Below are 24,295 nucleotides of genomic sequence, written 5' to 3'. Positions count from 1 at the left end.
TGACTTACGAACCGACCTTGCGCTTGTTCCACACGTCGAACCCGACCGCGGCCAGGAGCACCAGGCCCTTGATGACCTGCTGCCAGTCGCTGCCGATGCCGACGAGGTTCATTCCGTTGTTCAGCACGCCCAGGACGAGACCACCGATGATCGCGCCGAGGACCGTGCCCACGCCGCCACTCATCGACGCACCGCCGATGAACGAGGCCGCGATGGCTTCGAGTTCGAAGTTCAGACCCGCCTTCGGGGAGGCCGCGTTGAAGCGGGCCGCGAAGACCAGGCCCGCGAGTGCGGCGAGCATGCCCATGTTGAGGAAGACCAGGAAGGTGACCTTCTTGTCCTTCACACCCGACAGCTTGGCCGCCGGAAGGTTGCCGCCGATCGCGTAGATGTGCCGGCCGATGACCGCGTTGCGCATCAGGTAGCCGAAGCCGGCGACCAGGACGCCGAGGATCAGCAGGACCACCGGAGCACCCTTGTAGCTGGCGAGCAGCATGGTGACGGTGAGCACCGCGGCGATCAGCGCGACGAGCTTGAGCAGGAAGAGGTTCTTCGGCAGGACGTCGAGGGAGAACTCCTGCTGCCGCTTGCGGTCGCGGACCTCCTGGAACACCACGAACGCCACCAGGCCGATGCCGAGCAGCAGGGTGAGGTTGTGGTAGTTCGTGGTGGGTCCGACCTCGGGCAGGAAGCTGTTGGCGACCTTCTGCAGACCCTCGGGGAACGGGCCGATCGTCTGGCCCTTGAGGAAGATCTCGGTCAGACCGCGGAAGGTCAGCATGCCCGCCAGGGTCACGATGAACGACGGTATGCCGCCGTACGCGATGAGGAAGCCCTGCGCGGCGCCCGCCGCGGCGCCCATGGCCAGACACAGCACCACGGCTATGGGCCAGGAGATGTGGTGGTTGACCATCAGTACGGCACCCACCGCGCCGACGAAGGCCGTGAGCGAGCCGACCGACAGGTCGATGTGGCCCGCGATGATGACCAGCATCATGCCGATCGCGAGGATCAGGATGTAGCTGTTCTGCAGCACCAGGTTGGAGACGTTGCGCGGCAGCAGCAGGTCGCCGCCGGTCCACACGGCGAACAGCACCACGATCAGACCGAGGGCGAACAGCATGCCGTACTGCCGCATGTTGCGGCGCATGCCGTGCAGCATCAGCTGGAGCAGGTTCTCTCCGGCGTCCGATCCGCTCTTGCCGGCCGGCGCCGGGGCCGGCGTCTTGGCGGTCACATCCGTGCTCATCGGGTTACCTCTTTGTCCTTCGTCATCTGGCGCATCAGCGTTTCCTGCGAGGCCTCCGCCCGCGAGAACTCACCCGTCAGCCGCCCCGCGGCCATCGTGTAGATGCGGTCGCACATTCCGAGCAGCTCCGGCAGCTCGGAGGAGATGAAGACGACCGCCTTGCCCTCGGCCGCCAGCTTGTCGATGACCGTGTAGATCTCGAACTTGGCACCCACGTCGATCCCGCGGGTCGGCTCGTCGAGGATCAGCACCTCGGGACCCGCGAAGATCCATTTGCTGAGGACAACCTTCTGCTGGTTGCCGCCCGACAGCTTGCCCACCGGCTCGAAGACGGTCGGCGCCTTGATGTTCATCGAGGTGCGGAAGCCCTCGGAGACCTGCCGCTCCGCGTGCTCGTCGACCACCCCGCGCTTGGCGACCTTGCCCAGGGCGCTCAGCGTGATGTTGCGGTTGATGGTGTCGATGAGGTTGAGCCCGTAGTGCTTACGGTCCTCGGTGACGTACGCGATCCCGTGCCCGACCGCTTCGGACACGGTCTTCGTACGGATCTCCGCGCCGTCCCTGACCACCGTGCCGCCCGCGTACCGGCCGTAGGAGCGACCGAAGACGCTCATCGCCAGTTCGGTGCGGCCGGCGCCCATGAGTCCCGCGATGCCGACGATCTCGCCGCGCCGCACGGAGATCGACACGTCGTCGACCACCTTGCGCTGCTGGTCGATCGGGTGGAACACGGTCCAGTCGCGGATCTCCAGCGCGGGCGCGGCACCCTCTTCCGGCTCGTGCGGGGTCCGCTCCGGGAAGCGGTGTTCGAGGTCGCGGCCCACCATGCCGCTGATGATCCGGTCCTCGGTGGTCTCCGCGGCCTTCACGTCGAGGGTCTCGATGGTCCGCCCGTCGCGCAGGATGGTCACCGAGTCCGCGACCCGCTCGATCTCGTTCAGCTTGTGCGAGATGATGATCGAGGTGATGCCCTGGGTCTTCAACTCCAGGATGAGATCCAGGAGTTTGCCGCTGTCCTCGTCGTTCAGGGCGGCCGTCGGCTCATCCAGGATGAGCAGCTTCACCTTCTTCGACAGCGCCTTCGCGATCTCGACGAGCTGCTGCTTTCCCACGCCGATGTCGGCGACGCGGGTCTGCGGGTTCTCGTCGAGTCCGACCCGCCGCAGCAGTTCGGAGGCGTGCCGGAGCGTCTCGCCCCAGCTGATGAGCCCGCGCGTGGCGTGCTCGTTGCCGAGGAAGATGTTCTCCGCTATGGAGAGATAGGGCACCAGGGCCAGTTCCTGATGGATGATCACGATGCCGTGCTGCTCACTGGCCCTGATGTCCCTGAAGGAGCAGACCTCCCCCTCGAAGAGGATGTCCCCTTCGTAACTGCCGCTCGGGTGGACGCCGGAGAGGACCTTCATCAAGGTCGACTTGCCGGCGCCGTTCTCGCCGCAGATGGCGTGGACCTCGCCCTGTCGGACGGTCAGGTTGACGTCCGACAGCGCCTTGACGCCGGGAAAGGTCTTGACGATCGAGCGCATTTCCAGGACGGGTCCCGCCATGGTCGTGCCTTCCAATCACTAGGAGGTGGCGGTTACTTGAGGTCGCTGTCCTTGTAGTAGCCGGTGCCGACGAGCTCCTTCTCGTAGTTGCTCTTGTCGACGCCGACCGGCTGCAGCAGGTAGGCGGGGACGACCTTGGTGCCGTTGTCGTAGGTCGTGGTGTCGTTGAGCTCGGGCTTCTTGCCCTTGAGCGCCGCGTCGACCATGCCCGAGGCCACCGTCGCCAGCTTGCGGGTGTCCTTGTAGACGGTCATCGTCTGCTCGCCCGCGATGATCGACTTCACGGAGGCCAGCTCGGCGTCCTGGCCGGTGACGATCGGCAGCGGCTTGCTCTTGGAGCCGTAGTCGTCCGACTTCAGCGAGGAGAGGATGCCGATGGAGATGCCGTCGTAGGGCGAGAGGACCGCGTCGACGCGGGAGCTCTTGTACGAGGAGGTCAGGATGTCGTCCATGCGCTTCTGGGCGGTGCCGCCGTCCCAGCGCAGGGTGGTGACCTGGTTGAGCGCGGTCTGGCCGGACTTGACGACGAGCTGCTTCTTGTCGATGTACGGCTGCAGGACCTTCATCGCGCCGCCGAAGAAGTACTTCGTGTTGTTGTCGTCGTTCGAGCCGGCGAAGAGCTCGATGTTGAACGGGCCCTTCTTGGAGCCGTCCGCGAGGCCGAGCTTCTGCAGGATGTAGTTGCCCTGGAGCTCGCCGACCTTCGAGTTGTCGAAGGAGGCGTAGTAGTCGACGTTCTTCGTGCCGAGGATCAGGCGGTCGTAGGAGATGACCGGGATCTTGGCGTCGGCGGCCTGCTGGAGCACGTTGTTCATCGACTTGTTGTCGATGGCCGCGATGATCAGGGCCTTCACGCCCTGGGTGATCATGTTCTCGATCTGCGAGACCTGCTGGTCCGGGTCGTCCTCACCGAACGCGAGCTTGGTCTTGTACCCCTTGGCCTGGAGGTCCTTGACCACGTTGTTGCCGTCGCCGATCCAGCGCTCGGAGGACTTCGTCGGCATCGAGATGCCGATCGTGGCGCCCTTCACGTCTCCCGAGGTGTCCTTGCTGCCGCCGTTGCTGCTCTGGCCGCAGGCGGTCAGGGTGAGGGCGAGGGAAGCGGCCCCGGCTATGGCGGTGAGTGCGGCTCTGCGGTTACGCATGATCATCATCCTTGATGTCTTGGACCGGGCTCGGTCTCGCGGAACTCGGATGCTCCGGGAGCTTTGAGAGAGGAAGGCCGAGAGGGTGTGTTGGATTGTGCGCGACTGTGTCGGCTTCTGTGAAGGGGGTTTGTGCGAACGTTATGAGGGAGTGTCGAACCGCGTGAGCGAGCCGGGCAGACGGGTGCCGAGCGGCGCCATGTCGCCGTCCGCCCCGTGCCGTGCGAGCAGGTCAAGGGCGAGACGGCCGCGCCGTACCCTTTCCCGGGCCGTGCTCAGGGTCAGGTCCCGCAGATGGTGTCCGTACGGGTAGATCCCGGGGGTCTTGGACAGCCCGAACTTCAGGTACAGCGGTGCGCCGCGGCGGATCAGCTCGGCGACCTCGTACATCCGTATGTACCCGCCGAGATCGTCGGGGGCCTCGATGTACATGTCCATGGGGGCGGCGGAGACCCGCCGGATCTCGGTGAGATGATCGAGCGTCAGATCGCTCGGCACGTTCACCGAGTCGGCGCCGAGGTTCTCGTACACGGCGTACGAGGCCGGGTTGACCGGACCGATCAGCGCCGAGACCTTGAGGGTGGTGTCGGCCGGGATGATCCCGGCGACCCGTGCCCGGTGCAGTGTCCACAGCACGCCCTCGTCGGCGACGAGCAGGCACTTGACGCCCAGTTCCGTCGCCCGGACGGCGTCCTCGACACAGCCGGCCAACGCGTCGTGGCCGCGGGCACGCAGCCCGCCGCCGCGCGAGTCGGTACGGACCGAGGCGCCGATGTCCCAGGTGCCGCGCGGGCCGGTGAACAGACAGAGCTCGATGTCGCGTTCACCGGTGGCCTCGACCATCTCGGTGATCTCGGCGTCGGTCAGCATCCAGACACCGCTGCCCTGGCTGATCCGGTGGATCGGCACATCGAGCCGCGAGGACTCCTTGAGGACCACGGCGAGCGCCTCGGGCCCCTCCACGGAGGGAACCTCGGTGCGCCAGCGCCCGCCTCCCGGGAAGGTGTGCGGCGAGGCGTCGGCGGGGGAGAGGGCGGGCGCGCCCAGGCCGAGCGCGGCGAGCGCGCTCTCACCGGGTCGACGGGCCGCCGTAGGGGAGGCGTCGGTCACGAGCAGTCCTTCACGTTCGGTATTTCGGGCAGAGTTCGCGGCTGAGGGTGTGCGGGGGCCTGATGTACGCCGGTACGGGGCCGTCAGGAGTCCCCGTACCGGCGTACGGCTCGGGTGGTCAGGGCTTCAGCAGGACCTTGCCGACCTTGGGATCACCGGACCCCACCAGCTCGATGGCCTCCGGGAACGCGGCGAGCGGCAGCTCGTGCGTCACCAGCGGCGAGGGGTTCAGCAGACCGGCGCCGAACACCCGCACCGTGTGCGCCCAGGCCTCCGGCGGCGCCCCGAACACGGTGTGCACCTCCAGCTGCCGTACGACGAGATCGGTCGGGTCGAGTCCCTCGGCACCCGGCGCCGGGATCCCCGTGAGGACCAGGCGTCCGCCGCGCCGCAGCAGGGAGGCGGCGGTGCGCGCGGCGGACGCGGACCCGGCGGTCTCGACGACCACGTCGAAATCGTCGGGCAGTTCCTGGTCCCTGGTACGGAAGTCGGTGGCGCCGAAGTCCTTCGACAAAGCGGCCCGGTCCGGGCGGGTGCCCACCACGAGCAGCTCGGCCGGCGAACCCGCCTTCAGGAACTGCACGGCGAACATCCCGAGCGTCCCGGTGCCCACCACGGCCACGCGCTCACCGGGCCGGGCGTTCGCCTTGAGCGCGGCGGCCGCGATGCAGGCGGCCGGCTCCAGCAGGGCGGCGGCGCTCAGATCGGCGTCGTCGGGCAGGACGTGGAGCAGCCGCGCCGGCAGCGTCAGCGTGCCCGCCATCGCGCCCGGCTGGGTGAACCCGGTCTCCTCGTACCCGGCCGTGCACAACGTTGTCTCGCCCGCGTGGCAACGGTCGCAGACCTGGCAGTTGCGGAAGCCCTCACCGACGACCTTGCGGCCGACGAGTGCCGCGGGGACACCGGCGCCGACCTCCTCGACGGTCCCGGACCACTCGTGACCCGGGGTCAGGGGGTAGCGGACGTATCCCTCGGGCCGGTTGCCCTGGTAGACCTCGCGGTCGCTGCCGCAGATGCCGACCGCGTGCACCCGCACGAGCGCCTCGCCCGCCGACGGCCGGACCGGCTCGTGCGGGATCAGCCGGTGCTCGCCCGGACCCTCGATGACGACCGCGGTGCTCACTTCGCCCCCTTGGGCTTGCGCTGCTCCCAGCCGTCGGCCCACAGGTCGAACCGGGCCTGCTGCTGCGGGAACTCGGCCGCCGCGTCCACGTCCAGCTCGACGCCCAGACCGGGCTCGTGGGACAGCTCGAAGTAGCCGTCGACGACCTGCGGGGCGCCCTTCACGACCTTCTTGATCTCCGCGTCCGCGAAGTCGTTGAAGTGCTCCAGGATCTTGAAGTTCGGCGAGGTGAAGCCGACCTGGAGGGAGGCGGCGGTCAGCACCGGGCCGCCGACGTTGTGCGGCGCGACCAGGACGTAGTGCGCCTCGGCGGTCGCGGCGAGCTTGCGGGTCTCCCAGATGCCGCCGATGTGGCCGACGTCGGGCTGGATGATGTCGACCGCCTGGCTCTCGAAGAGCTCGCGGAACTCGATGCGGTCGTGGATGCGTTCACCGGTGGCGACCGGGATGTCGACCTTGGCGGCCACCTTCTCCAGCGCCTTGAGGTTCTCCGGCGGCACCGGCTCCTCCAGCCACGCGGGCTTGAAGGGCGCGAGCTCGTGGGCCAGCCGGACGGCGGTGGACGGCGAGAAGCGGCCGTGCATCTCCAGCATCAGCTCGGTCTCGGGCCCGATCGCGTCGCGCACCGCCTCGATGAGCGACACGGAGTAGAGCGTGGCCGCGTGGTCGAGCTCGAAGTGGCCGGTGCCGAAGGGGTCGATCTTGAGGGCCTTGTAGCCCCGCGCCACGACCTCCTGCGCGGCCTTGTGGTAGGCCTCCGGGGTCCGTTCGGTGGTGTACCAGCCGTTGGCGTACGCCTTGACCCTGTCGGTGACCTTGCCGCCGAGGAGCTGCCAGACCGGCACCCCGAGCGCCTTGCCCTTGATGTCCCAGCACGCCATCTCGATGACCGCGATGCCGGACATCACGATCTCGCCGGCCCGTCCGTAGTCGCCGTACTTCATCCGGCGGACCAGGTCCTCGACGGCGAACGGGTCGGAACCGAGAATGTGGTTGGCCTGTGCCTCGTGCAGATAGCCGATCAGCGCGTCGGTGTGGCCCAGCATGCGGGTCTCGCCGACTCCGGTGATGCCCTCGTCGGTGTGCACCTGGACGTAGGTCAGGTTCCGCCAGGGTGTCCCGACCACGTGTGTGGTGATTCCCGTGATGCGCACGGCAGATGCCCCCTGCTGCTTGAGCGTTGTTCGAAATTTCGTCACACGTTCGAAATGCTGGCGTGACAGTAAGGACGCGGCCGGGGGGGTGTCAATGGGGCGCGCACATAACGGTTTCGACGCGACGGGCGTCAGGATGGCGGGGAATGTTCGGGGGTGTCCGGGTCCGACGGACCGGAATGCTTGATTCCGCACAGAACTTTCACAACTGACCCTAGGAACGTTACCGGCGGTGACCCTAGTCTTCCCGCGTCATGGACTACTGCCACGTGTGCCGAAGGCACCTCAACGGCGCCCTCGCCTGTCCCGGGTGCGGCACCCCGGTCGACGAACTCGGCGCGGACGCTGAGGAGGCCGACGCGCGCCCGGAAACGGGCGCCGACGCCGACGCGTACTACGGCGACGAACGCGACGCCGAGAGGGGCTCCGGGCGGGCCGCGCGACGGCGCGGAGGGCACGGCCGGGACACCGGGAGCCCGAGCGGTCCGCAGGGCCCGGACGCCCCGGCCGGCACCAGTCGGCGTGACCGCAAGGCCGCCGCGCACCGCCGTCGGAGGCGCCGCACCCTGTTCGTCGCGATGGGCTTCGTCCTCGCGGCCGGCGGCCTGAGTCTCGCCGAACTCGGCGTCGACGCGCCCGGACTGGGTCCGAGCCCCGCCGCGGCCGGAGGTGAGTCGCCGGACGGCTCGGCCTCCTCGGCGGCGTCCTCGCGCCCGAAGAGCTCCCCGTCCGGCTCCGCGTCGGCCACGGGCAGGCCCGGCTCCTCTTCGTCGCCCTCGGGGTCCGCCTCCGCGTCCGCCTCCGTGTCTCCCACGGCGTCGAGCGGGAAGAGCGCCGGGAGCGATGGGTCGGCGATCGCCAGTGCCCTCCCGGGCCGGTCCGCCTCGGCCCCGGCGACCGCCTCCTCGGCCCCCGGGACGTCGGCCCCCGCCACCGCGGCGCCCACGACGTCGGCCCCCACTCCGAGCCCCTCGTCCTCGGACGCCTGCAACCGCTTCCTGTGGTGGTGCACGTAGGTCCTGTCGGCGTCCGGCCGGGCCCGTGACGGCCCCGACACGCCGATGACGGGTCCTCGTGCCGGCCGCGCGACGACCCCGACACGCCGATGGCAGGCCCCCGCGCCGACCGGGCGACGGCCCCTTTCCGGGGCATCCACGGCGATTCCGCCCACCGGAGAGGGTGGGCCGCAGCAGTTCGGCGGAACCCGGCAGGATCGGCGGAACCCGGCAGAACGTGACAGGCTTCGGCAGAACACCACAGGTCCCGACAGAGACCGACAGAAGCCGATGGGGACCCATCGAACCTGACGCCCGGCCGGTTCCGGGAGGTCACTGGTCACGCCGCGAGCCGGTCACGCTGTGAGTCGCCCGCGGAGCGAGCCGTTCACGCCGTGAGCCCTTCGCGCCGTGAGTCGTTCGGGGAGCGAGCCGTTTGTACCGTGAGCCGTTCACGCCGTTGGCCGGTCACGCCGTGAATCGTTGGCGCCGTGAGCCGCTCGGGTTCACCGCGCCGGTGCCGGCGTCGGCGCCTCAGTCGGTGTCGCTGTCGGTGTCCGCGCCCAGCATGCGGCGCAGCAGGTCGCGCAGGGCCAGCCGTTCCTCGTCCGAGAGCTCCGCCAGGGGTTCGCGGGCGAAGTTCAGCGAGTCGCGCAGCCCCCCGGCGATCGTGCGGCCCTCGGCCGTCGCCGCGGCCAGCTTCACCCGGCGGTCAGCCGGGTCGGGGCGCCGTTCCACCAGCCCTCGTGTCTCCAGCCGGTCCACGATCCCCGTGACGTTCGACGGCTCGCACTTCAGTTTCTGCGCCAGGCGCCGCATCGGCAGCGGCTCCAGCGACAGCAGGCTCAGCAGCCGCGCCTGCGCGCCGGTCAGGGCGTGCTCGGCGGCCGCGTCCTCGTACTCCTCGTGGTAGCGGGCCACGACCGTGCCGATCAGCTCGACGACCTCCATGGTCAGGGGGTCGATCCGTGGTCTCTTGTGGGTGGCCATGCCCCCGAGCCTACCGCGTTACTTGACATCATGAAATATTCAGGCGCATGGTTGTTTCAGGTACTGAAGTATTAGATCCCGCTCGCCGGTCACCGTGAAAGGCGCAATCTCATGTCCGAGACCCCCCAGCTCCCCTCCGTCGGCCGCGAATGGCACCTGGTCAGCCGTCCGGTCGGCTGGCCCCAGCCCACGGACTTCGAACTGGTCGAGGCCGAGGTCCGGCAGCCGGGTCCGGGCGAGGTCCTGGTCCGGAACGCCTATGTCTCCGTCGACCCGTACATGCGGGGCCGTATGAGCGCCGCCAAGTCCTACGTCGCCCCCTTCGAGCTCGGCAAGACCATGCAGGGCGGCGCGGTCGGCGAGGTCATCGCCTCGAACGCCGAGGGCATCGAGGCCGGCGACCACGTGCTGCACTTCCTCGGCTGGCGCGAGTACGCGACCGTGGACGCCAAGCAGGCCGTCAAGGTGGATCCGGAGGCCGCGCCGCTGTCGACGTACCTCGGCGTCCTCGGCATGACGGGCCTCACCGCGTACGCCGGGCTCCTGCGCACCGCCTCCTTCAAGGAGGGCGACTCCGTCTTCGTGTCCGGCGCCGCCGGTGCCGTGGGCAGCCAGGTGGGCCAGATCGCCCGGCTCATGGGCGCCTCGCGCGTCATCGGCTCCGCCGGATCCGACGAGAAGGTCAAACTGCTCGTCGAGGAGTACGGCTTCGACGCCGCGTTCAACTACAAGAACGGCCCGGTCTCCCAGCAGCTTCGCGAGGCCGCCCCGGACGGTGTCGACGTCTACTTCGACAACGTGGGCGGTGACCACCTGGAGGCGGCCATCGGCTCGCTGAACCGGGACGGCCGCATCGCGGTCTGCGGCATGATCTCCGTCTACAACAACACCGAGCCCGCCCCCGGCCCCAGGAACCTGGCCCGGCTGATCCAGACCCGCGGCCGCATCCAGGGCTTCCTCGTCGGCGACAACTACGACCTCCAGCAGGAGTTCGTCCAGGAGGTCGGCGCCTGGGTCCGCTCCGGTGAGCTGAAGTACGCCGAGACGGTCGTGGAAGGCATCGAGAACAACGTGGAGGCGTTCTTCGGCGTCCTGCGCGGCGACAACATCGGAAAGATGATCGTCAAGCTCTGACCGTCGGTCCGGCTGAGGGGAACCCCTGCCCGACGGCGCCCGAAGTGCGGGGCGCTCGAAGCGGACGACGATGGCCGCCACGGCGGAGGCCGCACCCCGGGACGTGGGGTGCGGCCTCCGTCTGCCCAAGCCGTGACCGCCACGCACTGGGGTCCGGCGCGGCACCCCGATAAAGTTGGCCCATGCGCGATCTTGGGGTGGGCTTCGGCTATTTGCTGCGCGGCCAGCGGTGGGTGGCCCGGCACGGGAAGAGTTACGGGTTCGGGCTGCTGCCGGGACTCATCACGCTCGTGCTCTACGCGGCGGCCCTCGTCGGCCTCGGCGTGTACGGGGAAGGCTTCGTCACCTGGGCGACGCCGTTCGCGGACGGCTGGACCAGCCCCTGGGCAGGCCTGTTCCGCGGCTTCCTCACCGCGGTGCTCTTCGGTCTCGCCCTCCTCCTCGCCGTCCTCACCTTCACCGCGGTCACCCTGCTCATAGGCCAGCCCTTCTACGAGAACCTCTCGGAGAAGGTCGACCGCGACGTCTCCCCGGACGGCACGGCCCCCGAGTCGGGGCTGCCGCTCTGGCGTGAACTGTGGATCTCCGCGCGCGACAGTCTCCGTATCCTCGTGCGGGCCCTCGTCTGGGGTGTCCTCCTCTTCGCACTCGGCTTCGTTCCGTTCATCGGCCAGACCGTCGTCCCGGTGCTCGGTTTCTTCGTCACCGGCTTCTTCCTCACCGAGGAACTCGTCGCCGTCGCCCTGCAACGCCGCCGTGTCGACCTGCGGGCGCGCCTCGCCCTGCTCCGCTCCCGCAAGACCCTGGTCTGGGGTTTCGGCACTCCGCTGGGGCTCGCCTTCCTCGTCCCGTTCGTCGCCGTGTTCCTGATGCCCGGTGCCGTCGCGGGCGCCACGCTGATGGCCCGGGACCTGCTCGGCGAGGAGATCGAGGAGAGCCGCGAGGACGACGCCGACGAGGACGCGGCCCGGGCTTCCGAAGGCGCGTCGGAGGAACAGGGCGCCACCCCCTGACGGGGACACCCGCCGTCGCCGTCACCGTGCCGACCACGATCGGCGTCACCCGCGCGTTCGCGCCGTCCCCCTGAGGGCCGGGGCGGTCGCGTCCGCCGCCACCGTCAGGATCGCCCGCACCTGCGCGATGATGTCGAGCCGGTTGCGCACGAACTCGGGGTCCGTCACCGTCCCGGTCGCCGGATCCGTGTTGTCCGCGCCGAACTGCAGCACGGGCGTGTGGACATGACCGCCGGGCAGGCTCGCGCCCAGCCCGAGGCGGTCCCGCAGCAGGGTCGCCCGGTAGGCGATCTCGTTCGACAGATAGTCCCCGCCGCCACCCGCTCGGGCCTGCGATCCCGGGGTCGGCCCGTCGGGGCGCACGACGGGATCGGTCCCGCCCGCCGGGATCTCCGTCACCGAGGTGTGGTCGTAGACCGGGAAGCGGCCCGTGTGCGCGGCGACGATCCGCGCGTACGGGAGGGTCGTCGTCGTCCACTGGGGCTGCGAGGCGGGATCGGTGACCGGGACGGTCCCCGTCACCGAGACGTTGTCGTTGTCGGGGAAGCCGCCCCGCCAGGCCCCGTTGGTCCGCTCCACGTCGAACCGGCCTACGCGGCCCTGGCTGACCGTCGTGAACAGGTCCACGCGCGGGAGGTACGGCCGCAGGGTCCGCTCCACCGTCCCCTCCGCGGAGCCGGAGCCTGGGGTGGTGTCCCCGGTGAAGTCCTGCCAGCGGACCGGGAACACGACGGTCTCCACCCGCGCGGGACCGTCAGCCGTCCGGATGGTCGTGCCGTCGAGAGCGAGCGCGCTCGCCCCGGACGGGTTGGAGATCCGGATGTCGCGGTCGAGCGTGAACGGGTCGAAGCCGGTGAGCAGGATGCGCTTCATCCCCTCGTGGGGCCCCGTGCGCGCCGGGTACCGCACGGAGCCCTGGCCGCGCGAGGTCCGCTCCAACTCGTCCAGCAGGCGGGCGCGTCGGGTGTCCGTCAGCCCGAACCCGGGTTCCCACCCGCGCACTTCGCGGGTCATGGCGAGCCGCGCCCAGTACAGCGGCCGGTCGTCGTCCCGGCTCAGGTCCCCGCCCGCCGGGCCCCGGCCCTGCGCCCGGTCGACCGCCCGCCGCCACAGCCGGGCACCATCCCGCGCCACGATCCGCTCGGCCCGCGCGTACGAGCCGGCCCGGCCCAGCGCCCGGACGAACTCCGGTGCCACCGTGTCGAATCCGGAGCGCCGCAGAATCTCCTGGGGCGCCGCCCCGTCGAGCCGCCGCTCCTCGGTCGTGGGGGTCCAGGCGGCGGGATTCCCGGCCGGCGTCGCCGTCGCGGCGGGTGTCACGGTGAGTCCCGCCAGCAGTGCCAGTCCGAGGACGCCGATCCGAACACGTAAGTGGGTCAAGGGATTTCGGGCCTTCCGTCAGGTGGGGGTACTGCCGGACGGCGGCAGTATCCCGTGACGTGGGGGGCGTCCACCATGGCGCGGGGCGGAAGTGGCCGAAGGACATGGGCCGTTGTCCGGGACGGACGGACCGGTGATGCGGCGGCCCCGGCGGAGGCCTCGTCCCGTGGCCCCGGTGGCCTCGCGGGACGGTCAGTCCTCGCCCAGCAGCGTCAGGAAGTCCCGGAACGCGGCCGGCATGTCCACCGACTCCGGGTCCAGCAGCCACTGGTACTGCAGCCCGTCCATCACGGCGACGAGCAGGGGGGCGGCGCGTTCCGGCGTGAGACCGCTCGGCAGCAGCTCCCCGTACTCGGCGCGCAGCACCGAGGCCATGCTCGCGCGCACCGCGGTGTAGCGCCGGGTGAAGAACTCGCGCGCCGGGTGTCCCTCCGTGACGCTCTCGCCGAGCAGCGCCGAGAAGGTCTGGATGATCCCGGGCCGCATGGAGTTGTACTCGACGAGCGAGACGAGCAGATCGGCCCGCCAGGTGGTGTCCGGCAGGGCGTCCCACTGGTCCCGCTCCTTGAGCACGGCGACGAGCAGGGCCTCCTTGGTGGGGAAGTGGTGCAGCAGGCCCTGCTGGGTGAGGCCCACCCGCTCGGCGACCGCCGCGAGGCTCGCGCCCCGGTAACCGCGCTCGGCGATCACCTCCAGCGTCGCGCGCACGATCTCCGCGCGCCGCTCCTCACTCCTGGTCCTGGTCGCCATGGCGTCACCGTACGGCATCCGATCACGCCCATCGTAACGACAGCATCACGAAACCTACCGCCCTACAGGTAGCCCGTGCAGGATGAGGGGAGACCGACGGCTTTCAACGAGGAGGTGCCGCCATGGCGGAGACTGCGGTGGAGACGGCGAACGGGCGGAAGACGGCGAACGACCGGAAGGACGCGGAGGCGGACGCGGCCCGCGAGGCCGTCGTCGAGGCGGCCCTCGGCCGGCTCGACCTGGACGCGAAGGCACGGCTGCTGTCCGGCCGGAACATGTGGACGCTGCCCGCGCTCCCCGGGATCGGACTGAAGTCCCTCGTCATGTCCGACGGCCCGATCGGCGTCCGCGGCGTCCGCTGGACCGCCGACGACCCCTCCGTCGCGCTCCCCTCGCCCACCGCGCTCGCCGCCACCTGGGACCCGGACCTGGCCCGCCGCGCCGGCGTGCTCCTCGCCCAGGAGGCCCGGCGCAAGGGCGTCCACGTGCTGCTCGCCCCCACCGTCAATCTGCACCGCTCCCCGCTCGGCGGCCGCCACTTCGAGGCCTACAGCGAGGACCCCCTGCTGACGAGCGTGATCGGCACCGGCTATGTCCAGGGCGTGCAGTCCGGCGGAGTCGGCACCACCGTCAAGCACTTCGTCGCCAACGACGCCGAGACCGACCGCTTCACGGTGAACAACCTCGTTTCCGAACGCGCCCTGCGCGAGCTGTACCTGGCCCCCTTCGAGGCCATCGTCGAGAACGCCCACCCGTGGGGTGTCATGACGGCCTACAACTCCGTCAACGGCACGACGATGAGCGAACACCGCTACCTCGTGAACGAGATCCTGCGCGGCGAATGGGGCTTCGACGGCTTCAACGTCTCCGACTGGACGGCCGCCCGCTCCACCGAGGCCGCGATCGAGGGCGGCCTCGACGTCGCCATGCCCGGCCCCCTGACCGTCTACGGTCCGCCGCTCGCCGCCGCCGTGCGCGCCGGCGAGGTGGCCGAGGCCACCGTCGACGCGGCCGTCCGCAACGTGCTGCGCCTCGCCGCCCGCGTCGGCATCCTGGAGGGTGCCGCGCCCGTCGTGACCGAGCCGCCGGAGACCGTGGACGGGGAGGCGCTGGCCCGCGAGATCGCCCGCCGCAGCTTCGTCCTCGTCCGCAACGAGGGCGCCCTGCCGCTCGCCGAGGGCCACCGGGTGGCGCTCATCGGCGCCGCCGCCCGAGACGCCCGCATCCTCGGCGGCGGCTCCGCCACCGTCTTCCCCGCACGGATCGTCTCGCCCCTCGACGGCCTCACCGCCGCCCTCCCCGAGGGCGGCCTGACGTTCGCCGTCGGCGCCGACCCGACCGTGGAACTCCCCTTCGCCGACAAGGGGTTCGAGCTGCGCGCGGTCTGCCGCGACGACGCCGGCGAGATCATCGCCACCGTCTCCGCCCCGAACGGCCAGATCCAGTGGATGGGCGACGACCTGCCCGAGGGAGTGACGCACGACACCCTGCACACCGTCGAACTCACCGGCACCTTCACCCCGCGGGACAGCGGCCCGCACACCTTCGGCATCAAGGGCCTCGGCGCGTTCACCCTCACCGTCGACGGCACGACGTACTTCGACGACGTCCAGGGCACCGGCAAGGACGACCCCTTCGTGACGTTCTTCGGCGCCCCGGTCCCGCGCGCTCAGGCCGAACTCACCGCGGGCGAACCGGTGGAGGTCTCCCTCACCCACGTCGTCGCCGTCCCCGAGGACGTCCCGATGAAGGTCGTCGGCTTCTGGCTCGCCCACCAGGAGCCCGTGCGCGACGCGGACGAACTGATCGCCGAGGCCGTCGAGGCGGCCCGTGCCGCCGACACCGCCGTCGTCGTGGTCGCCACCACCGACCGCGTCGAGTCCGAGGGCTTCGACCGGGCGGACCTCAGGCTCCCCGGCCGCCAGGACGAGCTGGTGCACGCCGTCGCTGCCGCCAACCCGAACACCGTGGTGATCGTCAACTCCGGCTCCCCGGTGGAACTCCCCTGGCGTGACGAGGTCGCCGCCGTCCTCCTCAGCTGGTTCCCGGGCCAGGAGGGCGGATCCGCCCTCGCCGACGTCCTCACCGGCGCCCACGAGCCGGGCGGCCGCCTCCCCACCACCTGGGGCTCCCTCGCTGACGCCCCGGTCACCCAGGTGCGTCCCGCCGACGGCGAACTCCCGTACACCGAGGACGTCTTCATCGGCTACCGCGCCTGGGAGAAGGAGGGGAGGGCCCCCTCGTACGCCTTCGGCCACGGCCTCGGCTACACCGAGTGGACGTACGAGTCCATCGAGGTCGAGGGCACGACCGCCACCGTCCGCGTCCGCAACTCCGGCGAGCGCGCCGGTCGCGAGGTCGTCCAGGTCTACCTCGCCCCGGCGGAACCCGGCACCGAGCGGCCCGCCCGGGTCCTCGCCGGTTTCGCGGGAGTCGAGGCCGCGCCCGGCGAGAGCGTCGAGGCCGTCGTGGAACTCCCGCGCCGCGCTTTCGAGATCTGGGACACCACCGCGAGCGGCTGGGCGTTTGTGAAGGGTTCGTACGAGATTCAGGCAGGCCGTTCCCTCGGGGACCGTCGTCTGAGCACGATGATCGAGGCGTAACCAGCGCGCGCCCCTTCGGCGGGCCCCGGTCCGGAACCTGACCTCCGGACCGGGACTCGCGGTCTCCCTAGGACCGTACGGAGAACCCGTACACCGTCTCCGACCTGTACACGCCGCCCGGCCGCAGCTCCGTGCTCGGGAAGTCCGGCCGGTTCGGGGAGTCGGGGAAGTGCTGGGTCTCCAGCGCGACGCCGTCGTTGGGGGCGAAGGGGTCGCTCAGATGGTCGGCGGTGTAGAGCTGGAGGCCGGGTTCGGTGGTCGCGACCGTCAGCACCCGCCCGGACGCCGGATCGTACAGCTCGGCGACCTCCACCGGAGCGCCGGTGAGCCCCTTGTCGAGCACGTAGTTGTGGTCGTAGCCCGCGCCGGTCTTGCGGGACTCCCGGAAGTCGAAGCGGGTGCCCTCGACCGGATCGAGATCCCCGGTCGGGGTGAGGTCCGCGTCCACCCGCGTCAACCGTGACGCGTCGAGACGGAGTTCGTGCCCGAGCGCGCTGCCCGAGCCGCTCAGGTTCCAGTACGTGTGGTTCGTCAGGTTCACCACGGTCGGCGCGTCGGTGACCGCCTCGTAGGCGATCCGCAGCGCGCCCCGCTCGTCGAGCGTGTACGTCGCCGAGACCTCCAGGCGGCCCGGGAAACCCTCCTCGCCGTCCGGGCTGACCCGGGAGAGCCGCACCCCGTGGTCGAGCGGCTCCGCGTCCCACACGCGCTTGTCGAAGCCGCCGTCGCCGCCGTGCAGCGAGTTGGGCCCGTTGTTCGGCTCCAGGCGGTACGTCGTTCCGTCCAGCGAGAAGCGGGCACCGCCGATCCGGTTCGCGTACCGCCCGACCAGCGCGCCGAGATAGGGCTCCGGGTGCTCCACGTAACCCGTCAGACCGGGGAAGCCCAGCGTCACGTCCACGGCGCGCCCGTCCCGGTCCGGCACCTCGGCCGACTGCACGATCCCGCCGTACGTGAGCACACGCACCCGGACCCCGGCGCGCTCCAGGGTCCAGCGGTGGACCGGGGTGCCGTCGGAAAGTGTGCCGAAAAGTTCGCTCATGAGAGAAACCCTAGGTCACCGGTTTGCGTGAGGTGACGGTCCGGTAGGCGATCTCCGCGAGTCGGGCCTGTCCGTCCCTGCTCGGGTGGAACCAGTCCCAGTGGCTCAACTGGTCCGTGCCGAAGCGGTAGTCGAACACCGCGTCCCCGTCGAAGCGGCAGCGCCGGTCCTTGGCGCACACCTCACGCAGCACCCGGTTGTACGCCTTCACCCGGTCCTGCACCTGTCCGCGCCGCAGGGTCGCCGCCGAGCCCAGCGAGTCCGCGTCGCCGAGCATCGAGGGGCAGATGCCCAGCTTCCAGACCTGCTTGCCCAGCGGATTGCCGCGCCCCTGGGACCACAGCCGCTTCAGGTCCGGCACGCTCGACACATACACCTGGCTCCTGGGCAGCGCCCGGCGCAGGGTCCCCAGCGCGTCCTGGAACTCGGCACGGAAGTCGGCGACAGACGTCATCGCCGAGGCGGAGGAGCGGCAGGCGTCGTTGGCGCCCGCCATCACGGTGACCAACTCCGGCCTGCGGGTCGCCGCCTGTGCCATCTGGCCGGGGAGGTCGGCCATCCGAGCGCCGGTCACCGCGTAGTTCCAGCTCCGCTCGGCCGCCCCGGTCGCGCCGAGCAGCCGTACGGCGAGACTGTCGACCTGCGGATCGCTGCCGGTCGCCCACGACACCTCGGGACAGTCGGTCAGCACACTGCACGCGTCGAACCCGCGCGTGATGGAGTCGCCGACCGCGGCCATGGAGTCCGGGCTGCGGTCCCAGACCGGGGTGGGTTTCGGGGACGGCCGGGTCCCGCCGGGCGCGGAGGAGTTGCCGCCGGTGGCGTCGCACGCGGCGACGCCGAGGAGAGCCGCCGCCGCGGCGACGGCGAGGACCGCCCGTGAACGGTGGCTGCGATTCCGCATCCCCTGGTCTCCTCGTTCGTTGTACAGGGTTGGTCGGCACCCGTCCTGCGCGGTCGGTCGCACCATGTCGTACACGGCCGGTCGCACCGCGTTCACCTGGGGCGGCCGTCTCCACCCGGGAGGCAACCCCGTATCCCCGACAAGGGGGTCCGGACGCGTCCCGCCGGGTGAAACCTCGGAGGTTCACGGCGCTTGGACCGACGGTACGTCACACTCCTTGCGCCGCCGCAGGGTAGCCTCGCCACGTGGCCGCCCTGCCACTGCCGTTCCGCTAAGTTACAAGATGTCTCGCTCTGTCCGGAGGCCCCAGTGACGACACGTGGAGTTCTCTACGTGCACTCCGCGCCCCGCGCGTTGTGTCCGCATGTCGAGTGGGCGGTCGCGGGGGTGCTGGGCACGCGCGTCAACCTCGACTGGATCCGGCAGCCCGCCGCGCCGGGCACCTGGAGATCCGAGTTCTCCTGGAAGGGCGAGGTCGGCACCGCCTCCAAGCTCGCCTCCGCGCTGCGCGGCTGGCACCTGCTGCGCTTCGAGGTCACCGCCGAACCCTGCCCCACCGCCGAGGGCGAGCGCTACAGCTGCACCCCCGAGCTCGGCATCTTCCACGCGGTCACCGGCATCCACGGCGACATCCTCATCCCCGAGGACCGGCTGCGCGCCGCGCTGCTGCGCTCCCAGCGCGGCGAGAGCGACCTGGAGGCCGACCTCGCCAAGCTCCTCGGCAAGCCCTGGGACGACGAACTGGAGCCCTTCCGCTACGCGGGCGAGGGCGCCCCGGTCCGCTGGCTGCACCAGGTGGTGTGACACCCCGTCAAGGACACCGGGCCGGGCCGGAGAACGAACGGCGTGCGGCCCGTCCCTCCAGGACCGGACGAACGGCGTGTGGCCCGTACCCCTCGAACCAGGGGTACGGGCCACACGTCATGCGGAACGGGGAAGCCGGCGTCAGACGCTGCGGAACGCCAGCACGACGTTGTGCCCACCGAAGCCGAACGAGTCGTTCAGCGCGGCGATGCGGCCCTCGACGGGCAGCTTGCGCGCCTCGCCGCGGACGATGTCGGCGGCGGCCTCGGCCTCGGGGTCGAGGTTCTCCACGTTGATGGTCGGCGGTGCGAGGCGGTGGTACAGGGCCAGCACGGTCGCGACCGACTCGACGCCACCGGCGCCACCGAGGAGGTGACCGGTCATCGACTTCGTCGCGGACACCGCGAAGTGGTCGGCCTCGTCGCCGAACACCTTGCGCAGCGCCTTCAGCTCGGCCACGTCACCGGCCGGCGTCGAGGTGGCGTGCGCGTTCACGTGCACGATCTCGGCCGGGTCCAGGTCCGTGTTGTCGAGCAGGCTCTGGAGGGCGTGCGCGATGCCGCGGCCCTCCGGCTCCGGCTGCACGATGTCGTGGCTGTCGGCCGAGATGCCCTGGCCGACCGCCTCGGCGTACACCCGGGCGCCGCGCTTGGCGGCGTGCTCGGCGGACTCCAGGACGAGGACGCCGGCGCCCTCGCCGAGGACGAAGCCGTCACGGGCGACGTCGTAGGGGCGCGAGGCACCCTGCGGGTCGTCGTTGTTCTTGGACATCGCCATCATGTTGCCGAACGCGGCGATGGGAAGCGGGTGGATGGCCGCCTCGGTGCCACCGGCGACGACGACGTCGGCGCGGCCCGTGCGGATCATCTCGATGGCGTAGCCGATGGCCTCGGCGCCGGAGGCGCAGGCGGAGACCGGGGTGTGCACACCGGCGCGGGCGCCCACGGCGAGCCCCACGTTGGCGGACGGACCGTTCGGCATCAGCATCGGGACGGTGTGCGGGGAGACACGGCGTACGCCCTTCTCCTTCAGCACGTCGTACTGGTCGAGCAGGGTCGTCACGCCACCGATGCCGGAGGCGATGACCGTGCCCAGCCGGTCGGGGTCGATGCTCGGGTCCTCGCCCGCCTTGTCGGTGAAACCGGCGTTCGCCCAGGCCTCCTTGGCCGCGATCAGCGCGAACTGCGCCGAGCGGTCCAGGCGGCGGGCCTGCGGGCGGGGAATGACCTCGCCCGGCTCCACGGCGATCTGCGCCGCGATACGGACGGCTTGGTCGGCGGCCCACTCCTGCTCGAGGGGGCGGACGCCGGAACGTCCGGCGATCAGGCCCTCCCAGGTAGAGGCTGCGTCGCCACCCAGCGGTGTGGTTGCGCCGATACCGGTGACGACCACGGTGCGATTGGTCGGGCTCACGGGAATTCTTTCTCCAACGGATACGAGGATTCAGCGGCGCCACCGCCGGGTGGCGGGGCATCAGCCCGGGGGAACCAGGGCACTAGGCCCCGGTGAACCCGGACGGTCGGCCCAGGGTGACCGGAAGATCAGGCCTGGTTCTTGAGGATGTAGTTCGTCGCGTCGCCGACGGTCTTGAGGTTCTTGACGTCGTCGTCCGGGATCTTGACGTCGAAGCGCTCTTCGGCGGCGACGACGACCTCGACCATGGACAGCGAGTCGACGTCCAGGTCGTCGGTGAAGGACTTGTCCAGCTGGACGTCCTCGGTGGGGATCCCGGCGATCTCGTTGACGATCTCGGCGAGACCTTCGACGATCTCTTCCTGAGTGGCGGCCATGTCAGGCGCTCCTTCGGTGTGTTTCCAGAGGGGTGGCGGTAATCCGTACGGACCGGATGATCCGGTACGGAGTGCCTAGGGGAGGGTAACGACCGTCGCGGCGTACACGAGACCCGCCCCGAAGCCGATGACGAGCGCGGTGTCGCCGCTCTTCGCCTCACCGGTCGCCAGGAGCCGCTCCATCGCGAGCGGAATCGAGGCGGCCGAGGTGTTGCCGGTGGTGCGCACGTCACGCGCGACCGTGACGTGTCCCGGCAGTTTCAGCGTCTTCACCATCGAGTCGATGATCCGCTCGTTGGCCTGGTGGGGAATGAAGACATCCAGGTCGTCCGGGCTGATCCCGGCCGCTTCCAGCGCCTGCTGTGCGACCTTCGCCATCTCGAACACGGCCCAGCGGAAGACCGCCTGGCCCTCCTGCGTGATGGCAGGGAACTTGATCTCGCCCTTGGAGTCGAGCGGGAGATCGGAGACGTCGCCGACCTTGAAGCGGTCCCACGGCACGGTCTGCTTGATCGTGCCGGCCTTGTCGCCCTCGCTGCCCCAGACCGTGGGGCCGATGTGCGGCTCCTCGGAGGGACCGACGACGACCGCGCCCGCGCCGTCGCCGAACAGGAAGGCCGTCGCGCGGTCCTCCAGGTCGGTGAGGTCGGACAGCCGCTCCACGCCGATGACGAGGACGTACTCCGCGGAACCCTCGACGATCATGCCCTTGGCGAGGGTCAGTCCGTAACCGAAGCCCGCGCAACCGGCCGAGATGTCGAAGGCCGCGGCCTTGTTCGTGCCGAGCTTGTCGGCGATCTCGGTGGCGATGGCCGGGGTCTGGGAGAAGTGCGACACGGTGGAGACCACCACGGCGCCGATCTGCTCGGCGCTGATCCCGGCGTCGGCGATGGCCTTGCCCGACGCCTCGATCGACATCGCGGCGACGGTCTCCTCGTCGGAGGCCCAGTGCCGGGTCTCGATGCCCGAGCGCGAGCGGATCCATTCGTCGGACGAGTCGATCGTCTCCAGGATCACCTCGTTGGGCACCACCCGGACGGGACGGTAGCCGCCGACGCCCAGGATGCGCGCGAAAGGAGCTCCCTTGGGTGCCTTGATCTTCGACATGCTCTCAGGCTCCTTGGGCAGCGCTGTGCTCGGCGATGAGCTCGCGAGCCGCGTCGAGGTCGTCGGGTGTCTTCAGGGCCAGCGTCGCGACGCCGGGCAGCGCGCGCTTGGCCAGACCGGTCAGCGTGCCGCCGGGGCACACCTCGATCAGCGCGGTCGCGCCGAGCTTCTGGAAGGTCTCCATGCACAGGTCCCAGCGGACCGGGTTGGCGACCTGGCCGACCAGGCGCGAGACGACCTCGGCACCGGAGGCGACGGCCTGGCCGTCCCGGTTCGAGACGTAGGTGACCCGCGGGTCCGCCGGACTCAGTTCCTCGGCCGCCTCGGCCAGCGCCTCGACCGCGGGGGCCATGTGGACGGTGTGGAACGCGCCCGCCACCTTCAGGGCCACGACCCGCCGGACACCCTCGGGCTTGTCCGCCTCCAGGGCGGCGAGCTGCTCCAGCGTGCCGGCGGCCACGATCTGGCCCGCGCCGTTCACGTTCGCCGGGGTCAGCCCGAGCTTCTCCAGGTGCGCGACCGTCGTGTCGGGGTCCCCGCCGAGCAGCGCCGACATACCGGTCCGCGTGATGGCGGCGGCGTCGGCCATCGCGAGGCCGCGCTTGCGTACGAGGGTCAGCGCGGCGGTGTCGTCGAGCACTCCCGCGAAGGCGGCGGCGGTGATCTCGCCGACGCTGTGGCCGGCGACGGCACCGGGGGTCACGTCACCGAGTGCGGCGGCGGACAGCAGGCCGGCGGCGACCAGGAGCGGCTGGGCGACAGCCGTGTCACGGATCGCGTCCGCGTCGGCCTGCGTGCCGTAGTGGGCAAGGTCCAGCCCGATGGCGTCCGACCACGCGGCGAGGCGTTCGGCGGCGCCGGGGAGGTCGAGCCAAGGAGTCAGGAAGCCGGGCGTCTGAGCGCCCTGGCCGGGAGCGACGAGTACGAGCACTCTCACACTCTCTCTTGTGGACGGCCACGGCCGCCCGTGGGGACAGGGACGAAGAACACGAGACGGAATTGTAGGTCCCCGACAAATGCCTAGGTCTGGGGATCTCCATCGGCCAGACGCCCCAGGATCAGCGCGATCCGCAGCGTGAACGCGGATCGTACATCCGAGGGTGACCAGCCGGTGACGTCAGTCACACGTCGGAGCCGGTAGCGCACGGTGTTGGGATGGACGAACAGCATCCGGGCAGCGCCTTCGAGGCTGCTCGCCTGCTCCAGATAGACGCTGAGCGTCTCCAGGAGCGCGGAGCCCGCCTCCTCCAGCGGTCTGTAGATCTCCTCCACCAACTGCTCGCGGGCGGACGGGTCTCCGGCGATGGCGCGCTCGGGCAGCAGATCGTCCGCCAGCACCGGGCGCGGGGCGTCCTGCCAGGCGAAACACGCCTTCAGCCCGGCCGCCGCGGCCTGCGCGGACCGGGTCGCGGCGAGCAGGTCGGGCACGATCGGCCCGGCGACGACGGATCCGGCGGCGTACGGACCGATCAGTGACTTGGCGACGGCGAGCGGGTTGTCGCTGCCGCCCGCGATGACGACCAGCCGGTCCCCGAGCACCCCCGTCAGCACCTGCAGCTTGGCGTGCCGGGCGGCCCGCCGGATCGCCTCGACCGTCAGCTCGCTGTCACCGTCGGGTGCCGTGCCCAGCACCACGCAGACATGTTCGGGCGAGTTCCAGCCGAGCGCGGCGGCCCGGGAGACGGCGCCCTCGTCGGCCTCGCCGGAGAGCACGGCGTTCACGACGAGCGATTCGAGCCGGGCGTCCCAGGCACCGCGTGCCTCCGCCGCCTGCGCGTACACCTGGGCGGTCGCGAAGGCGATCTCGCGGGCGTACACCAGGAGCGCCTCGCGCAGCACGCCCTCGTCGCCCGGGGCGGCGACCTCGTCGATCGCGCTCTCCATGACCTCGATGGTGGTCCGCACCATCTCCACCGTCTGGCGCAGGGTGATGGCCCTGGTCAGCTCGCGCGGCGCGGTCCCGAAGACATCGGTGGAGATGGCCTGCGGCGCGTCCGGGTGCCGGAACCACTCCGTGAAGGCCGCGATACCGGCCTGGGCGACCAGCCCGATCCACGAGCGGTTCTCCGGGGGCATGGCCCGGTACCACGGCAGCGTCTCGTCCATCCGCGTGATGGCCTGGGCGGCGAGACTGCCGGCCGACCTCTCCAGCCGCTTGAGGGTGGCGGTGTGCATCTGGACGTCATGCGCTGGGCGCTCGGTCTTGCTGGCTTCGGGTTCGGGCACGGGACAAGACTGCCTTATCCGGACGGAGCTGTGCCGCTGCGGGTCGCAAGTAGGCGCGGGACGGCCGCCGGGCCGGGGCCACGGCCTGTCGTGGGGGGGGGGGGGGCCCCCCCCCCGGGGGCGCCCCCGCCCCCCCCCCCCCCGCGGCCCCCCCCCCGCCCCCCGCCCCCCCCCCCCCCCGCGCCCCCGCGGCCCCCCCCCCGGCGCGGGAGAAAGATGTTTGACGGGG

Annotated in this window: 21 protein-coding genes; 5 read left to right on the top strand and 16 right to left on the bottom strand. The window is 70.8% G+C overall.

Annotated features, from left to right (window positions below; genetic code table 11):
* Positions 1-4: 4 nt before the first annotated feature.
* From mmsB to ACIQRL_RS03605, 6 genes are all read right to left on the bottom strand, one after another.
* Positions 5-1,249, bottom strand: a complete 1,245-nt coding sequence (gene mmsB / locus ACIQRL_RS03630; RefSeq protein WP_401326483.1) for a multiple monosaccharide ABC transporter permease — start codon at positions 1,247-1,249, stop codon at positions 5-7.
* Positions 1,246-2,796, bottom strand: a complete 1,551-nt coding sequence (mmsA, locus tag ACIQRL_RS03625; RefSeq protein ID WP_401326480.1) for a multiple monosaccharide ABC transporter ATP-binding protein — start codon at positions 2,794-2,796, stop codon at positions 1,246-1,248. Before mmsA ends, mmsB begins: the two co-directional genes overlap by 4 nt.
* Positions 2,797-2,828: 32 nt before the next feature.
* The gene (chvE, locus tag ACIQRL_RS03620) at positions 2,829-3,941 is read right to left on the bottom strand and encodes a multiple monosaccharide ABC transporter substrate-binding protein (RefSeq protein WP_401326478.1); all 1,113 of its coding nucleotides are present in this window, start codon (positions 3,939-3,941) and stop codon (positions 2,829-2,831) included.
* A 141-nt stretch (positions 3,942-4,082) separates the two neighbouring features.
* The gene (locus tag ACIQRL_RS03615) at positions 4,083-5,051 is read right to left on the bottom strand and encodes a hypothetical protein (RefSeq protein ID WP_401326475.1); all 969 of its coding nucleotides are present in this window, start codon (positions 5,049-5,051) and stop codon (positions 4,083-4,085) included.
* A gap of 118 nt (positions 5,052-5,169) precedes the next feature.
* Positions 5,170-6,174, bottom strand: a complete 1,005-nt coding sequence (locus ACIQRL_RS03610) for a zinc-binding dehydrogenase (RefSeq protein ID WP_401326472.1) — start codon at positions 6,172-6,174, stop codon at positions 5,170-5,172.
* Positions 6,171-7,328 carry a mandelate racemase/muconate lactonizing enzyme family protein gene (locus ACIQRL_RS03605; RefSeq protein WP_401326469.1) on the bottom strand — a complete coding sequence of 386 codons (1,158 nt, stop codon included), beginning with the start codon at positions 7,326-7,328 and terminating at the stop codon, positions 6,171-6,173. The genes ACIQRL_RS03610 and ACIQRL_RS03605 overlap by 4 nt, the downstream gene beginning before the upstream one ends.
* A gap of 254 nt (positions 7,329-7,582) precedes the next feature.
* On the opposite strand from ACIQRL_RS03605, the gene ACIQRL_RS03600 reads away from it, so the two are divergent.
* Positions 7,583-8,344: a hypothetical protein gene (locus ACIQRL_RS03600; protein WP_401326466.1), complete on the top strand. Its 762-nt coding sequence runs from the start codon at positions 7,583-7,585 to the stop codon at positions 8,342-8,344.
* Positions 8,345-8,857: 513 nt separating this feature from the next.
* On the opposite strand, the gene ACIQRL_RS03595 is transcribed toward ACIQRL_RS03600, so the two are convergent.
* Positions 8,858-9,313 (bottom strand): MarR family winged helix-turn-helix transcriptional regulator, encoded by a 456-nt coding sequence (locus ACIQRL_RS03595; RefSeq protein ID WP_401326463.1) that lies wholly within the window; start codon positions 9,311-9,313, stop codon positions 8,858-8,860.
* Between the two features lie 111 nt (positions 9,314-9,424).
* Here ACIQRL_RS03595 and ACIQRL_RS03590 point away from each other — a divergent pair, with 111 nt between their 5' ends.
* Both ACIQRL_RS03590 and ACIQRL_RS03585 read left to right on the top strand, forming a co-directional pair.
* Positions 9,425-10,447 carry an NADP-dependent oxidoreductase gene (locus ACIQRL_RS03590; protein ID WP_401326460.1) on the top strand — a complete coding sequence of 341 codons (1,023 nt, stop codon included), beginning with the start codon at positions 9,425-9,427 and terminating at the stop codon, positions 10,445-10,447.
* Positions 10,448-10,629: 182 nt separating this feature from the next.
* The gene (locus ACIQRL_RS03585) at positions 10,630-11,460 is read left to right on the top strand and encodes an EI24 domain-containing protein (protein WP_401326458.1); all 831 of its coding nucleotides are present in this window, start codon (positions 10,630-10,632) and stop codon (positions 11,458-11,460) included.
* A gap of 45 nt (positions 11,461-11,505) precedes the next feature.
* Here the strand turns inward: ACIQRL_RS03585 and ACIQRL_RS03580 are convergent, their stop codons facing one another.
* Both ACIQRL_RS03580 and ACIQRL_RS03575 read right to left on the bottom strand, forming a co-directional pair.
* A complete protein-coding gene (locus ACIQRL_RS03580) occupies positions 11,506-12,840 on the bottom strand; it encodes a pyroglutamyl peptidase (RefSeq protein WP_401326455.1) in 1,335 nt (444 codons plus the stop codon).
* Between the two features lie 192 nt (positions 12,841-13,032).
* Complete coding sequence (locus ACIQRL_RS03575; protein WP_401326452.1) at positions 13,033-13,608, bottom strand: TetR/AcrR family transcriptional regulator; 576 nt, start codon at positions 13,606-13,608, stop codon at positions 13,033-13,035.
* Between the two features lie 104 nt (positions 13,609-13,712).
* On the opposite strand from ACIQRL_RS03575, the gene ACIQRL_RS03570 reads away from it, so the two are divergent.
* Complete coding sequence (locus ACIQRL_RS03570) at positions 13,713-16,193, top strand: beta-glucosidase (protein ID WP_401326449.1); 2,481 nt, start codon at positions 13,713-13,715, stop codon at positions 16,191-16,193.
* Between the two features lie 67 nt (positions 16,194-16,260).
* Here ACIQRL_RS03570 and ACIQRL_RS03565 read toward each other — a convergent pair whose 3' ends face one another.
* Both ACIQRL_RS03565 and ACIQRL_RS03560 read right to left on the bottom strand, forming a co-directional pair.
* Positions 16,261-17,235: an aldose epimerase family protein gene (locus ACIQRL_RS03565; RefSeq protein WP_401326446.1), complete on the bottom strand. Its 975-nt coding sequence runs from the start codon at positions 17,233-17,235 to the stop codon at positions 16,261-16,263.
* 10 nt (positions 17,236-17,245) lie between these two features.
* Positions 17,246-18,139 (bottom strand): SGNH/GDSL hydrolase family protein, encoded by an 894-nt coding sequence (locus ACIQRL_RS03560; protein ID WP_401326444.1) that lies wholly within the window; start codon positions 18,137-18,139, stop codon positions 17,246-17,248.
* A 309-nt stretch (positions 18,140-18,448) separates the two neighbouring features.
* On the opposite strand from ACIQRL_RS03560, the gene ACIQRL_RS03555 reads away from it, so the two are divergent.
* A complete protein-coding gene (locus ACIQRL_RS03555; RefSeq protein ID WP_261702513.1) occupies positions 18,449-18,943 on the top strand; it encodes a DUF3145 domain-containing protein in 495 nt (164 codons plus the stop codon).
* Between the two features lie 141 nt (positions 18,944-19,084).
* Here ACIQRL_RS03555 and fabF read toward each other — a convergent pair whose 3' ends face one another.
* The 5 genes from fabF to ACIQRL_RS03530 all read right to left on the bottom strand — a co-directional run bounded on the left by fabF (position 19,085) and on the right by ACIQRL_RS03530 (position 24,066).
* On the bottom strand, positions 19,085-20,356 hold the full coding sequence (gene fabF / locus ACIQRL_RS03550; RefSeq protein ID WP_401326440.1) for a beta-ketoacyl-ACP synthase II: 1,272 nt from the start codon (positions 20,354-20,356) through the stop codon (positions 19,085-19,087).
* Positions 20,357-20,484: 128 nt separating this feature from the next.
* Positions 20,485-20,733 carry an acyl carrier protein gene (locus ACIQRL_RS03545; protein WP_261702511.1) on the bottom strand — a complete coding sequence of 83 codons (249 nt, stop codon included), beginning with the start codon at positions 20,731-20,733 and terminating at the stop codon, positions 20,485-20,487.
* A gap of 75 nt (positions 20,734-20,808) precedes the next feature.
* Entirely contained in the window at positions 20,809-21,840 is a 1,032-nt protein-coding gene (locus ACIQRL_RS03540; RefSeq protein ID WP_401326437.1) for a ketoacyl-ACP synthase III, read from the bottom strand.
* Between the two features lie 4 nt (positions 21,841-21,844).
* Complete coding sequence (locus tag ACIQRL_RS03535; protein WP_401326434.1) at positions 21,845-22,771, bottom strand: ACP S-malonyltransferase; 927 nt, start codon at positions 22,769-22,771, stop codon at positions 21,845-21,847.
* A gap of 89 nt (positions 22,772-22,860) precedes the next feature.
* On the bottom strand, positions 22,861-24,066 hold the full coding sequence (locus ACIQRL_RS03530) for a PucR family transcriptional regulator (protein WP_401326432.1): 1,206 nt from the start codon (positions 24,064-24,066) through the stop codon (positions 22,861-22,863).
* Between the last annotated feature and the right edge of the window lie 229 nt (positions 24,067-24,295).

This window comes from Streptomyces sp. NPDC091209, from assembly GCF_044757755.1.
In the GTDB taxonomy this organism is placed as follows: Bacteria; Actinomycetota; Actinomycetes; order Streptomycetales; family Streptomycetaceae; genus Streptomyces.
This window is presented reverse-complemented; position numbering and strand designations above follow the sequence as displayed.